Consider the following 14,634-nt stretch of genomic DNA (forward strand, 5'->3'; position numbering starts at 1 on the left):
GTTAAATGGTTTTTATAGAAGCTGGCGTTTAAACAAGGATACTTTTTATATTTTACTAAGTTTAGTTCAATTACAACAATGCGAAGGATAATGTTTGCGCTTTAAAATTGAATATTTGGGGGCAGAACTATTTTTAAACAATTTATAGAGAGTAGAATGATAACTCATAAATCTTCATGTAACAATTTTATTCATGGTTTACAACTTCAACGATTAGTTTAAGGATAATCTGCTTGTTCCAGTGAATAAGGGGTGTTATGTGTTATGTTGTGGATACAAGTTAGCAGTATTAAGGGGGGATGCGTATTCTTATGGTTTTATTAAGGCATAAATAAATAGACTAAAAATGGAATAAATATGTGTAGATCGTTAGATTGTTTTTATTCAGTTTTTATTGTCGTAAATTTATTGTGTCATTTGAAAATAATGAATTGATTAAAATATTACAAAGGGAAAAATTTATGAGTTTGAAGAGAAAGATATTGAGGGGTAGTAGTTCTTTTATTTCTGCTCTTGTTGTTATGGGTGTGTCTTTGCAGCAAGTATCCGCAAAAACTCCTGTTGATACACTTGTGATGGCTTGGAATATTGATTCTATTGTTACATTTGATCCTGCGCAAATCAATGAAGTTATTCCAGCTGAAATTATTGGCAATACTTGTGATAGTTTGGTTAGTTCTTCTCGAGATAATGCAGCTAAGGTGGTTCCGTCTTTGGCGAAGAGCTGGGATGTTTCAGGTGATGATCACAGTACGACGATTACTTTTCATTTGCGCGATGGTTTAAAGTTTAATGATGGTCGTCCTGCAAACGCTTATGATCTTCTTTGGAGCATGAAGCGGGTTGTTAAATTAAGTATGGCCAATGCTGCGACATTTAGTGATTATGGTATTACTTCTGAAACAGTCGATTCTGCTCTTCAAGCACCAGATGAGAAAACTGTGGTAATGAAATTTGATAAACCTTACCCAGAAGAGCTTATTCTTAATAATGTTGCTGCTCGATATACTACTGTTTTGCTTGATCGTAAAACGCTTACAGAGAATGAAAAAGACGGCGATATGGGAAGTCGGTATTTGGCTAACCATGTTGCTTGTGTTGGTCCTTATCAGTTGGCGAGTTGGCGTCCTGGAGAAGCCGTTTTATTGCGTGCTAGTTCCAATTATTGGGGAGAAGCGCCTAAGATTAAACAGATTTTAATTCGTCATGTTGCTGAGTCAGGAACACAACGTCTATTGTTACAAAAACATGATATTGATGTTGCACGTAACTTGACATCTGAAGATTTAGCAGATCTCCAAAAAACAACGGATATTAAGGTTGAGAGAGTGTTGGCACCGTCCATGATGTATTGGGGTTTCAATATGACGAATCCTATTTTTGCCAATGAAAAAGTGCGTTTAGCGATGCGCTACCTTATTGATTATGAAGGTCTTGCAAAGACAACTCTCAAGGGAATTGCTGTTCCGCGGGCAAGTTTTCTTCCTCTCGGTACTTTGGGGGCTTTGAATGAAAAGGAAGGACAGCCTTTTAAAGTCGATTTTCAAAAAGCTAAGCAACTTTTAACCGAAGCAGGTTATCCGAATGGATTTGAGACAAGTGTTTTGGTCGGAGCGTCTTCTCTTAATCTGCCGATTATGCAATCTATTCAAGATAATGCTGCAAAGGTTGGTGTGAATTTGAAAATTGAACGCTTAGGAGGCGCACAATTATTTTCGAAAATTTATGCACGTTCTTTTGATACCGTTTTTGTTGGTTGGAATAATGATTCTGCGGATCCTCATACAATGGCTTTACGTCTTATTTACAACCCTGATAATCGATTTGATGCTAGGAATACAGGCTATCCCAGCTGGCAGAAGGGGTATTTTGATAAAAATATGAATCAGGAAGTTAACGATGCATTATTTGAAAAAAATTCCCAAAAGCGAGCGGAAATATATGCTGATTTACAGCGCAAGCTTATGCAAACAGGACCGTATGCGTTCATTTTTCAAAAATATAGTGTTGTCGCTATGTCACCTGTTGTTAAAAAATGGGTTTGGAACAATGCGCCGCATATTTTTTATAGCGCAATTGAAAAATAGGTGCATATTAGGCTCTGTTAGTACGAAGAAAAATGTGGTTATGACATAAATAATATCCCTGTTCCCTGCATAAAAGTGATTTTTAAGCCGTCTAGGATATGAAATTGCAGGGAATTTACTATACAGTGGGGTTAGGTACAGTTTATGATGGGGGAGTTTTCATTCGTAATCATAAAAATCATATTTGAAAAGCGGCAGGGAGGCTATCTCAATTTGTAGATTTAGAGCTTGAGAATATGTTTTTCGGAAGTTAAGCAGGAAATTTATGATTGTATTGTAGGGGGGCGATGCAATGGAGAAATTAGAAGTACAGAAACTAGAAGTAATTTGTGTACAAAATATCTCCAAAAATAAAATGCAAAGTAGGGAAACAAAATGAAAAAAATGAACAAGGGAAAGACGTTAAAGAAGCTTTGTGTTTTATTGGGAGTGATGAGTTTTTTAAATGGATTCATATCACCAGCATTAAGTACACTACCGAAAGATACGTTGGTGATAGCTTGGAATATTGATTCAATTAGCAGTTTTGATCCAGCACAATCCCTTGAGATTGTAACGAGCGAGTTATTGTTGAATATGTGCAGCGCATTAGTGCAATATGATCAGTCTAATGCTGCAAAAATTCGTCCTGCAATGGCTCAATCTTGGGATGTTTTAGATGGTGGGAAAAGAATTATTTTTCATCTTCGTGATGATTTAAAGTTTGATGATGGAAGAGTGGCAACAGCGCAGGATCTTGCATGGTCAATGCAACGTATTGTTAAATTAGGATTTAGTTTTGCTCAGTCTTTGATAAATTATGGATTTACAAAAGATAATATAGAAACCAATATTCAAGCTTTGGATGATAAAACTCTGCAACTAAAATTGGATAAACCTTATCCTATTCATCTTATATTGACAGTGATTGGGCAATCCTATGCTTCTGCTTTACTTGATCGGAAGACAATTGAGGCAAATAGTGTTGATGGTGATATGGGTAATAAATATTTAGCGACCCATTCAGCCTGTGTTGGTCCTTATAAATTAGTACGTTGGAACCCAGGAGACAAAGTCGTATTACAAGCAGCCCAACATTATTGGGGCGACGCTCCTAAAATACAGAAGATCATACTGCAGCATGTAGCTGAATCAACGAGTCAGAGATTGCTTTTGGAAAAAGGTGATGTAGATATTGCGCGTGATCTTTCTTCAGAGGATATTTTAAGCATTGAAAGGCAAAAAGGTTCTATTAAAATTAGCCGTGTTTTACGACCGCAATCTGTCTATTTATCGCTGAACAATAAAAATGTAATTTTTTCTAACAAAAAAGTAAGATTAGCATTTCGTTATTTGATTGATTACGAAAATCTTGGAAAAACTATTTTAAAAGGCATTGCAATTCCACGAGCAAGTTACATGCCATTAGGTATTCCAGGAGCTTTGAATGAAAAGGAAGGATTGCCGTTCAGGCTAGATTTAGAAAAAGCAAAGCAGTTAATAAGCGAAGCGGGTTATCCTGATGGTTTTAAAGCTAATCTTTTAGTGAGTAGCCTTTCTTATGCATTACCTGTTGCGCAATCTATCCAAGAAAATGCGCGCAAAATTGGTATTGAGCTTACAATTGAAAAAATGGCACATACTCAATTATTGAATCGTGTGCGTGGTGGAAGTTATGATACTGCGATTATGAGGTGGGGGAGCTCTGATCCTGATGGGCACCCTGTTTCATTAAGTAGTATTTTTAATCCTGATCCGACATTTACAAAAAAGCATAGCATGTATCTTGCTTGGCGCGCTGGCTATTACGATGCAAATGCCAATAAAATGGTAATGGATGCATTGTTTGAGAAAGATCAAAATAAGCGGATTAAGCAATATCATGCTTTACAGTATTATATGTTCGAACACGGTCCCATGATTTATTTATTTCAGCCATATTATATCGTTGGCATGGGATCCGCAGTAAAAAATTGGATTTGGAATAGTTTTAGGATTTACTACAATGATGCTGAAAAGTATGCGCAATAGTATGAGTAAAATTGTGTATAAAGCTTTATTGTAGTTTATTTAGCTGTGTGGCGGAGAAAAACGTCGCATTCACTTGTTATCGGTGTATAGGATCTTATTAAGATGACTTTATCATTTTCAGAAGCTAGTGTAGCAATATCACCAAGGCAGAAAAGTTTGTATTTATGGGCCTTTTTTTTAAAGGTATTAAAGTTGTTGATTTCGGTGTTTTTTACGCTGCTTGGTTTAGTGACCATTACTTTTTTTATTGGTCACCTTCTTCCTTTAGATCCTGTTCTTGCTATTCTTGGTGATAATATTAGCCAAGAAGCTTATGATGCAATGTTTTATAAGTTGGGTCTTGATAAGCCCTTGATAGTTCAATATTGGAATTATCTTCGCGATATATTTTCCTTTAATTTGGGGGATGCGTTAACTTCGGGGCGTCCTGTCATGGAAGATATTATGCGCGTATTTCCTGCAACATTAGAGCTTGCAACAATTGCTACTATTGTTGGCACGAGTTTAGGTATTCCGCTTGGTGTTTTTGCAGCAATGTATCGTAATTCATTCATCGATCATTTTGTTCGTATTTTTACGCTCCTTCGTTATTCAACACCAGCTTTTTGGCTTGGATTGATGGCGTTATTGATATTTTATGCTAAGCTTGGTTGGATTGGAGGTCCAGGGCGGATTGATTTTATTTATGAATATTCTTTTGAACCCAGAACTGGATTTTTGCTTTGGGATACTGCTTGGCAGGGGCAGTGGGAGGCTTTTCGCAACGTTTTAAGCCACATTATTATGCCTGCTTTAATTTTAGCTTTCGGTTCTATGGCTTACATTACGCGTATGACTCGTGGATTTATGATTGAACAGCTTAATCAGGAATATATTATTACTGCGCGTGTTAAAGGATTATCTTGGATGCGAACGGTTTGGTGTCATGCTTTTCGTAACGCTGCTGTTCAGATTATCACTGTCGTTGCGCTTTCTTATGCTTCTTTATTAGAAGGAGCTGTTTTAACAGAGACAGTTTTTGCTTGGCCTGGTTTTGGTCGTTATTTGACGAATGCTCTTTTGGCAGGAGACATGAATGCGGTTGTAGGATGCACCTTGATTATAGGATTTATCTTTATTGCTATTAATTTATTTTCTGATTTTCTTTACCGCATATTTGATCCGAGGACACGTTTATGACAACAGTTAATCATCATACATTGCAACCATCATTTTCTTTGAGGTATTGGTTAAATGAGCCTATTCCAAGATCAATAATTCAAGCAAATGTACAAAAAATTTATCATTCAGCAATCAGATTTTCTCATAATCTTTCGGCTGTATTTGGTTTGGTTATCATCCTTATTATTATCTTGTGTGCAATTTTTGCTCCTTGGATTACTTCTTATGATCCTTTTCATAATGATCTATTGCATCGATTACAACCGCCATCTATGCAGCATTATTTAGGAACGGATGAATTGGGGCGTGATATTTTTAGTCGAATCATTTTTGGTACGCGTATTACTCTTTATATTGTTTTTCTCACCACAATTATTGTAGGGCCTGTAGGGTTAATCGTTGGAACTGTATCTGGCTATATGGGGGGAGTGGTTGATACTATTCTTATGCGTATTGTCGATGTTTTTCTTGCTTTTCCAAGCTTGATTTTAGCACTTGCTTTTTCAGCGGCTTTGGGACCAGGTATTGAAAATGCAGCTATTGCAATTTCAATTGCAGCGTGGCCACCAATAGCACGTTTAGCACGTGCTGAAACTTTAACTATACGTTCATCTGATTATGTTTCAGCAGTTCGTTTGCAAGGTGCATCTACTTGGCGAATTATTTTATTTCATATTGCACCTATGTGTATTCCTTCAGTGATTGTACGACTAGCGTTAGATATGTCTGGAATTATTTTGACGGCTGCAGGGCTTGGTTTCTTGGGATTAGGTGCCCAACTGCCAAGTCCTGAATGGGGAGCAATGCTTTCAACAGGTCGTGAATTTATGATGACAAGTTGGTGGCTAGCGGCGATGCCAGGTTGTGCAATATTGCTTGCAAGCCTTGCTTTCAATCTTTTAGGTGACGGACTTCGTGATATATTGGATCCACGTAATGGCTAAAAATTTATTAGAAATAGAGAATTTACGTATTTCTTTTCCGACAACGCGTAGTGTTTTAGAAGTTGTGCGTGGTGTTAGTTTTTCAGTTGGAAAAGAAAAAATTGGAATTGTTGGCGAATCTGGGTCTGGAAAATCAACGACTGGACGTGCAATATTAAAATTAAACTCAAAATCAGCAATCATTAAAGCTGACAAAATGCGTTTTGATGATGTTGACTTGCTAGCAGCAAGTGAACCGAAAATGCGGACTATCCGTGGAAAACGTATTTCGATGATTTTACAAGATCCTAAATATTCGCTTAATCCATTAGTGAGAATTGGAGATCAGATCATGGAAGCTTACCGTATCCATTATCGTGTTTCAAAGATGGATGCGTGGGAAAAATCAATTTCTATGTTAGAATCTGTTCATATTCGTAATCCTGAGCATGTTATGCGGTTGTTTCCTCATGAAATATCAGGTGGAATGGGACAAAGGGTTATGATTGCTATGATGTTGATCCCTAAACCTGATTTGATTATTGCTGATGAGCCAACTTCTGCACTTGATGTCACTGTAAGGTCTCAAGTTTTATCTGTATTAGATGAACTTGTGACAAAATCTGGAATGGGGCTTATTTTTATTAGTCATGATTTAAATATGATTGCTGATTTTTGTGATCGTGTTTTGGTGATGTATGCTGGTCGCATAGTAGAAGAATTACCTGCATGTGATTTGTCGCATGCGCGTCACCCATATACTCGGGCTTTATTAGATAGTTTGCCGCGGCTTGATAGAACAGTGGATGTTTTGGCGGTTCCTGAGCGAGATCCTGCTTGGCTAGATGGTCCGATCATTGTTAATGGTATTGAGGGAGTTTGCCATGACCACTTGTGAAAATATTATTGATGTTTCTAATTTATCTGTAACCTTTGAGCATGGGCACAAAGCAATAACAGTTGTTAAAAATGTTAATTTCCATATTAAGCTTGGCGAAGCTTATGGTTTAATTGGTGAATCTGGATGTGGAAAGTCAACAATTTTGAATGCATTGGTAGGGCTTATTCCTCATTATAGTGGGGATTTCATCTTTCATGGAGACAAAATATCACAGAAAAGAAGCAAAGCTCTTTTACGTTGTATTCAAATTGTTTTTCAAGATCCCTATGCTTCGCTTCATCCAAGAAAAATGGTTTATACTGTTCTTTCTGAATCTCTAAAAATCCATAATATGGATAATCGAAAAGAGCGGATACAAAATGTTTTAAGTTCTGTAGGTTTAGATTCTTCATTTCTTTACCGTTATCCACATGAGTTATCTGGAGGGCAGCGTCAGCGTATTGCTTTGGCACGGGCTTTAATTATTGAACCGGAAGTTTTATTACTGGATGAACCAACATCTGCATTGGATGTATCGGTGCAGGCCGAAATTTTGAATTTATTAAAGTCACTACGGGAAAAGCATCAATTAACTTATTTGATGGTATCTCATGATCTTCCCGTTATTGCTCATATATGTGAGCGTGTTGGCATTATGCATCGAGGGATTATCCTTGAAGAGCTCAGCAATAGTGATTTACGCCATTTACGTGCGAAAAATGATTACACAAAGATGTTTTTTGAAGCCAGTATTGATTCTATTGCTTGCAGAGAAGAAAGAGTGTGATGATTTTTTTAGAATTTTGAATAAGTAAAGAGAACCATGCGCATGCGGAAAAGTGCAAGCATTTGCTTTTTACTTTTTTCTTTTAAGTATCATATGAAAATTGCTGTGGTGCTTGACATCTCTATAAAGCAGAGACTTATTAATTTTGGGCGCCTATTAGGCGCCATTATTTTGTATTAGAGTAATTCTTTACTTATTTATTGCGTGATGGATGCCTATGATACTTAATTTTTAGATATTATTACGCAATCTTTAGTTTATGACTTTCTATTGATTTTTTTTATAATGGAATTGTTGTTGAGATTTAGTATAGAAATATTAATAATATTATTATCTCGAGCTATTTTTATGTTTATTTTTAATACTTGTTTTGTATTGCTTTTTAAGCAAAAAGCTTTTTTCTGTTCTTAAGTATAATGATTTGTAGTTAAATAAAGGTATCGGTAGATATCATCTTGAAACAGCTTCGTTTATTCCAATTATTGTTTTCTGATAAAATATTGACGTCAGTTTTAAAATTTTATTATATTGCTTTATAAATTGATGTTATGTTCAATGAAAAGGTTTTTGTATTTATCATGTTAATATTATTGCATGATAAATATCAATGATATTTTTATATTTAAGTAATTTATGAATCTATTTAATAAAATATTTAAAAACATTGATGGATAATATTACAAGATTTTTATTTATGTTAAGTATTATTTGTTTTAAACTTAATTTGTTTTTGTAAAAATGATAAAAGTACTAAAAAACAGGTAATGATTAATAGGATAGCAGTATTTGTACATCTGTATATGTACATATGTAACAAAAATACTTGCGTATGTTTTTATTTCAGAATCAGAAGAGAGTAGGTTTTATAAAAAATTATTGAAAAAGTATCATACGGATTAAAATAATTTTTTAAAGCTCCTTTAAGGTATTTTGAAAAAATAAATGAACACAAATTTTATAAAAATCCGCGAGAAATCAAAATAACTTTAGATAAAAAGCATAAAGTTTTCTAAAAATTGCTATGAAAAAGAAAATGGTAGCGGAGGAGGGATTTGAACCCCCGACACAAGGATTATGATTCCTCTGCTCTAACCTACTGAGCTACTCCGCCATAACAAACAAATATCATTACAAATTGTTTTATCTTCTGCGGATATAAGAGGTAGAATAGCGGTATGTCAAGCACCGTTTTTGAGCTTTTCTCTTGTCATTCTATTTTATCCTCGATATGGAGTATATATTGGGAAGTATATTTTTATATAAGTGAGGGGTAAGGCATAAAAATGTTGCCACGTGTAGCGGTTTTAGGGTGCGGAGATTGGGGTAGAAATCATATACGGACACTTCAGGGGCTTAGAGCTTTAGTAGCAGTTTCTGATGCTGATATTGATCGGGCTAAAAATTTTTCTAAAATTTATGGTGTTGAAGCTGTTGCACCTGATAATCTCTTTACTCATGAAAATATTGATGCGCTAGTGTTAGCGTTACCTCCACAATTCCATACAGAAAATGTGCTGCGTGCTGTTAAAAATGGTAAAGATGTTTTGGTTGAAAAACCAATTGCTTTAAATATAGCAGATGCTGAGCAGCAAGTTAAGATTGCTGGTGAATATGGGCGAATTTTTATGGTAAGCCATATTTTGCGTTTTCATCCTGCTTTTGAAAAAATGTGTGAATTAGTGGCAGAGGGAAAACTTGGAGATGTGCGTTATATTTATTCTCATCGATTAGGATTTGGAAAATTTCATACACAAAGCGATGCTTTATGGGATCTTGCTCCTCATGATCTTTCAATGATTTTGACTTTAACGGGATGTGAACCTTCTGAAATTCAGGGAAAGGGGGCAGCTGTTATTGATCGTCTTTCTGATTTTGCTCATATTCATATGACTTTTCCAAATGGTATACGGGGCCATCTTTTTGCTTCGCGCTTTAGTCCTTATCGTGAAAGACGTTTAACAGTTGTTGGTACAAAGGCTATGCTCATTTTTGATGATATGGAGCCGTGGAGTCGTAAATTGGCATTTCATCATTTTTCTATTTGGAAGGAGAATGAAGGGTGGGCTTTTAACACTGATAAGCTAGATTATATTGATATTTGTGAAGATTTGCCGCTTACCTGTGAACTACAGCACTTTCTTCATTGTATTAAAACACGTCAATTGCCCCGTACAAATGGCGATGAGGCTATCGCTGTTTTACGGATTTTAGCTGCTGCTAGTATCTAATTATCATAGATAGAAAGATAAGCAGTGCTTTGGCATTATTTAAGGGGAGTTAACATGCAATTTATAGACCTTGGGATGCAGCGTGCGCGCATTGAAGATAAAATTAATGCTGCAATTGCACATGTGGTCAACAGTGGAAAGTATATTTTAGGGCCAAAAGTAATAGAATTTGAAGAAAAATTAGCAGATTATCTTGGTGTAAAACATGTGATTGCGTGTGCTAATGGAACTGATGCTTTGAAGATGCCGCTTATGGCTAAGAATATTGGTTTAGGTGATGCAGTTTTTTGTCCTAGCTTTACGTTTTCTGCAACTGCTGAAGTTATCGCTTTGGTAGGAGCTGAACCTGTTTTTATTGATGTAATGCCTGATACATTCAATATTGATGTTGAGAAGCTCTGTGAAGCGATCGAAATGGTTAAAAAAGAAGGACGTCTGAAACCAAAAGCAATCATTGCTGTTGATTTGTTTGGGCTTCCTGCCAATTATACTCAAATTGCTGCAATAGCTGCGAAGGAGAATCTTCTTGTTATTGAGGATAGTGCTCAATCGATGGGTGGTAAAAGTGGTAATGTTATGTGTGGCGCTTTTGGTGATGTAGCTGCAACTAGCTTTTATCCTGCAAAACCATTGGGGTGTTATGGTGACGGAGGTGCGATGATGACCAATGATGATGATTTGGCCGCACTTTTACGCTCTATTTTGTTCCATGGTAAAGGTGAAACACAATATGACAATGTGCGTATTGGTTTGAATTCACGTTTAGATACAATTCAAGCTGCAATTTTGCTAGAAAAGCTCGTTATATTTGAAGATGAAATGGAAAAGCGTGTGGCAATTGCTCAATATTATTCCGATAATTTAAGAGATATTGTCACTGTTCCAGAAGTAGAGCAGGAGAAGCGTTGTGCTTATGCGCAGTATACTATTAAAGTAGAAAATCGCGATAAATTAAAGGACTATTTGCAGAAAAATTCTATTCCGACGATGATTTACTATAAAACTCCATTACATCAACAGTTAGCTTATAAGCACTTTCCTTATGTGAAAGGTTCTCTTTCTGTTTCTGAATCTTTGGGAGATTCTGTTTTAAGTTTACCCATGCATCCTTATTTGATGCAAAATGATCAGGATACGATTATTCAGCGAATAAGAGATTTTTATCATGTTTAAGAAAATGACTTTATCTTAGAAAAAATTCTTTAAGAGCGGGCTTTATTTAGGTTACATCTTAGAAAATTTTTTTAAGCTAAAACCGGAACTATAAAAAGATATCCCCAAATTAATAAAGTAGGTTTTTGTGGAGAGTCTATTTTAATGTATTTTTTAATGTGACAATGAGGATGTTGTGTTGTGGAAGATGCAATTTGTTAATTGATTGAGATATTTATTTTGCATTATTCAAAATTGATAATCTATGTAAGGGATGTTTTGGAGGCGAGAGCTATTTTTTTGTGAATGCGGGATGCTAGATCATTTTTGTTTTTAGAATTTTGCGTCAATGTATTGATGGGTGAAGATTGTCCCTCTTGCAAAGCTATTTGAGCTGCTAATGTTGCAGCTAATTCTTTTGTTTCTTCGCGCAGTTCATCTATAATTTTAGGATTAATAGCAGAATCAAATTCGCTTTTTTGAATTTTTTCTAAATGTTGCAGATAGTGTATAATTTTTTTACGCATTATTTTGATTTCCATTATAAAATTATCTGCTGCAAGAGTATTTTGTTCATTCTCTATTGCAATAGATTCTTTATGAGGGAGATAAGAAGTACATTGTGTGGGAAAACATAATCGATAAAGCTGTTCTACTGTTTGGCTAAGTTGTATTTTTTGTTGGTCATATTTTTTTTGTAAAGTGTTGTATTTTTGTTCATTGCGTACTAACTCTACAGCATGTTGGGCGCAGAGGAAATCATAATTTGCTTGCATTTCTGTGACTGATGATGGAGTTTGTGCAGAAACAGATTTATACGCGAAGTGAATAGCTCTTTGCCAAATAAGAGGAGCAAAAAGCACTAATAACCAAGCAACACAGGCAACACCAAGAATAAAAAAAAGCAACGATTGAATAAACATAGCTCCCCTTTTCAATGATAATCCGTTTAAAATGGATTCCACGTCGGTTTAGGCGTTAATTTCAAATATCCTACATTGATGCCGAGACGTGCACCAACTCCTGTGCGTATTGGAATTAACAAAACATTTTTCCGTTTTAGAACGTGAAAGCCAACACCTGCAATTAGATAGGCCGAACCTGAAATACCGCCATAGCGTCCCCACAAATTATTTATATTATTGAGATCATAAACTAATATCATTAAGCGGGAACCTTGACCACCAAAATCCCATCCCACAGAAGGTCCCTGCCAAAAAACTTTATGTTTACCGTAAAGCTTTGTAAAAAGTTGCCCTTCGCCATAGGTTAATCCAGCAAAAAAAGCACCAGAAGCTTCTTCGCCTAAAATATAGGCATTGGGATAACCATATTGCGAAAAGATATTTTCAATTGCTGCTGCGATACTACCTGCAGTTTTTCCAAAAAAAATATGACCAGAATCAATAATTTCTTGCAAAGAATAATGTGGTTCGTGTTGTTCTATTGGTTGGGGTTGTGTGTGTGCAGTATTTATTGTTACGAATAAAAGGAATATGAAGGATATGCTACCTTTATACAAGCGTAACAAGAAAGAAAGAGCCATGAGATTTTTCCATTTTATTAGTTACAAACAAAGAGATAATATTAGGATTTTCATTCAATTCAAATAAAAAATAAGATGAAAGCTTATTTAAATTACTGAATTTATTTTTTAAAAGTTTATCTTGCTTGTTAAATTTGCATGCATGTGTGCATGAGATGTTAAGAGTTTTGCTTTAAAACACTATTATTTAAAAAATCTGGGAGTTATCAATAGTTATGACGTTAGCTGTTTCTTTGAAGTCTATCGATCTTGCTGCTCTGCTTTGTAGTCGAATTTGCCATGATTTGATTTCACCCATTGGTGCTATTCAAAATGCGATGGAGCTCTACGATGAAGGAGGAGCTGAGGAAGATGCTTTGCAATTGGTGCGTTGGTCTGTTGCAAATGCCTCTGCACGTTTGCAATTTGCGCGATTGGCTTTTGGTTTTTCAGGGGCTGTTGGATCTCAAATAGATACGCGCTCTGCTGAGCAGGTTGCTCAGCAATATATGAAGGAAGAAAAAGCAGTTTTAAAATGGCAAGCTCCCGCACTCCTCTTACCAAAAGATGAAGTTAAGCTTTTGCTTAATTTGTTATTGATTGCAAATGCAACAGTTTCGCGTGGTGGTGAAATAATAGTTACAATTTTACAAAGTGAAAGTAAACGTACTTTTCAATTTAAGATTTGCGGTAAAATTTTACGTATTCCTTCTCATTTTATTGAATTATATAGTGGAAAAATTCAAGAAGAATTCATTGATGCTCATATGATCCAGTTTTATTACACTCTGTTACTTTCTGAGATGACAGCCATGAAGCTAAACATAGATGAAAGTGACAGTTTTATTGTTTTGACGAGTGAGAAGAAACTTTGAGAAAAATAAAATGGTTTAAGTTGTGTTTGAGAAGAGGGAACTTGAGTCCTATTGGTATGGAGTGACTTTTTAAGCCACTTGGTTTACAAGCATTTTTTCTAGAAAATCTTATGTAAAAAATCTCGGCCCCGCTTTCCGAGATTTTTCAATATATATTTTATTGTTTTAAGCTGTTTTGCGTACATTTTCTTCAACTGGGTCACGCAACACATAACCACGTCCCCAAACTGTATCAATGTAGTTTGTACCAGAAGACACTGCTTCCAGTTTTTTTCGCAATTTACAGATAAAGACATCGATAATTTTAAGTTCTGGCTCGTCCATTCCACCATAGAGATGATTGAGAAACATCTCTTTGGTTAGTGTGGTACCTTTGCGTAGAGATAAAAGCTCTAGCATCTGATACTCTTTACCAGTCAAATGGACGGGGTTTCCTGCAACTTCAACTGTTTTTGCATCAAGATTAACGACGAGATCGCCAGTGATAATGACTGATTGTGCATGACCTTTAGAGCGACGCACAACTGCATGAATACGGGCAATTAACTCCTCTTTGTGAAAAGGCTTTGTCATGTAATCATCAGCACCAAAGCCAAAACCACGCACTTTGTCTTCAATGGCTCCCATGCCAGAAAGAATAAGAACAGGGGTTTTTATTTTTGCTAATCTTAGTGTCCGCAAGACATCATAACCTGACATATCAGGTAAATTCAGATCAAGCAAAATGATATCATAGTCATAAAGCTTACCTAAATCGACTCCTTCTTCACCTAAATCTGTGATATAAACATTAAAATTTTCTGATTTTAGCATTAACTCAATGCTTTGAGTGGTTGCTTTATCATCTTCAATTAATAATACGCGCATCTTAGATCCCTCATTTCGCTCCTTTGGAATCAAGCGGAGCTGCTTTGTTTTACAACAGTTGGTAAAACCACTGTTTATAAAAAATGATTCATAAAAACAGACACTTATTATTACAAAGAGTCCATGAACATTTCAGCAG

Annotated in this window: 12 protein-coding genes and 1 tRNA gene; 9 read left to right on the forward strand and 4 right to left on the reverse strand. The window is 35.6% G+C overall.

From position 1 onward, the window contains the following. The first annotated feature begins 461 nt into the window (after positions 1-461). The 6 genes from V4B18_RS03380 to V4B18_RS03405 all read left to right on the forward strand — a co-directional run bounded on the left by V4B18_RS03380 (position 462) and on the right by V4B18_RS03405 (position 7,848). On the forward strand, positions 462-2,087 hold the full coding sequence (locus tag V4B18_RS03380) for an ABC transporter substrate-binding protein (RefSeq protein WP_455476414.1): 1,626 nt from the start codon (positions 462-464) through the stop codon (positions 2,085-2,087). Positions 2,088-2,471: 384 nt separating this feature from the next. Then, the gene (locus V4B18_RS03385) at positions 2,472-4,097 is read left to right on the forward strand and encodes an ABC transporter substrate-binding protein (protein ID WP_455476516.1); all 1,626 of its coding nucleotides are present in this window, start codon (positions 2,472-2,474) and stop codon (positions 4,095-4,097) included. Positions 4,098-4,199: 102 nt separating this feature from the next. After that, complete coding sequence (locus V4B18_RS03390; protein ID WP_455476415.1) at positions 4,200-5,276, forward strand: ABC transporter permease; 1,077 nt, start codon at positions 4,200-4,202, stop codon at positions 5,274-5,276. Then, positions 5,273-6,202, forward strand: coding sequence for a nickel transporter permease (nikC, locus tag V4B18_RS03395; RefSeq protein ID WP_455476416.1), 930 nt, complete (start codon positions 5,273-5,275; stop codon positions 6,200-6,202). The genes V4B18_RS03390 and nikC overlap by 4 nt, the downstream gene beginning before the upstream one ends. Beyond that, positions 6,195-7,079: an ABC transporter ATP-binding protein gene (locus tag V4B18_RS03400; protein WP_455476417.1), complete on the forward strand. Its 885-nt coding sequence runs from the start codon at positions 6,195-6,197 to the stop codon at positions 7,077-7,079. The genes nikC and V4B18_RS03400 overlap by 8 nt, the downstream gene beginning before the upstream one ends. Next, entirely contained in the window at positions 7,066-7,848 is a 783-nt protein-coding gene (locus V4B18_RS03405) for an ABC transporter ATP-binding protein (RefSeq protein WP_455476418.1), read from the forward strand. Before V4B18_RS03400 ends, V4B18_RS03405 begins: the two co-directional genes overlap by 14 nt. A 1,034-nt stretch (positions 7,849-8,882) precedes the next feature. Here the strand turns inward: V4B18_RS03405 and V4B18_RS03410 are convergent. Continuing rightward, positions 8,883-8,959: transfer RNA gene (locus V4B18_RS03410), tRNA-Met, on the reverse strand. Positions 8,960-9,131: 172 nt separating this feature from the next. Here V4B18_RS03410 and V4B18_RS03415 point away from each other — a divergent pair. Together V4B18_RS03415 and V4B18_RS03420 are read left to right on the forward strand one after the other, a co-directional pair. Next, positions 9,132-10,076: a Gfo/Idh/MocA family protein gene (locus tag V4B18_RS03415; RefSeq protein WP_455476419.1), complete on the forward strand. Its 945-nt coding sequence runs from the start codon at positions 9,132-9,134 to the stop codon at positions 10,074-10,076. Between the two features lie 54 nt (positions 10,077-10,130). Further along, on the forward strand, positions 10,131-11,249 hold the full coding sequence (locus V4B18_RS03420; protein WP_455476420.1) for a DegT/DnrJ/EryC1/StrS family aminotransferase: 1,119 nt from the start codon (positions 10,131-10,133) through the stop codon (positions 11,247-11,249). Positions 11,250-11,491: 242 nt separating this feature from the next. Here V4B18_RS03420 and V4B18_RS03425 read toward each other — a convergent pair whose 3' ends face one another. Further along, the gene (locus V4B18_RS03425; protein ID WP_455476421.1) at positions 11,492-12,151 is read right to left on the reverse strand and encodes a hypothetical protein; all 660 of its coding nucleotides are present in this window, start codon (positions 12,149-12,151) and stop codon (positions 11,492-11,494) included. Between the two features lie 26 nt (positions 12,152-12,177). Next, positions 12,178-12,774, reverse strand: coding sequence for a DUF1134 domain-containing protein (locus V4B18_RS03430; RefSeq protein ID WP_455476422.1), 597 nt, complete (start codon positions 12,772-12,774; stop codon positions 12,178-12,180). A 215-nt stretch (positions 12,775-12,989) separates the two neighbouring features. Between V4B18_RS03430 and chpT the strand changes: the two genes are divergently transcribed. After that, complete coding sequence (chpT, locus tag V4B18_RS03435; protein ID WP_455476423.1) at positions 12,990-13,628, forward strand: histidine phosphotransferase ChpT; 639 nt, start codon at positions 12,990-12,992, stop codon at positions 13,626-13,628. A gap of 165 nt (positions 13,629-13,793) precedes the next feature. Here the strand turns inward: chpT and ctrA are convergent, their stop codons facing one another. Continuing rightward, entirely contained in the window at positions 13,794-14,495 is a 702-nt protein-coding gene (gene ctrA, locus V4B18_RS03440) for a response regulator transcription factor CtrA (RefSeq protein WP_455476424.1), read from the reverse strand. Between the last annotated feature and the right edge of the window lie 139 nt (positions 14,496-14,634).

Source organism: Bartonella sp. B17 (genome assembly GCF_053795755.1).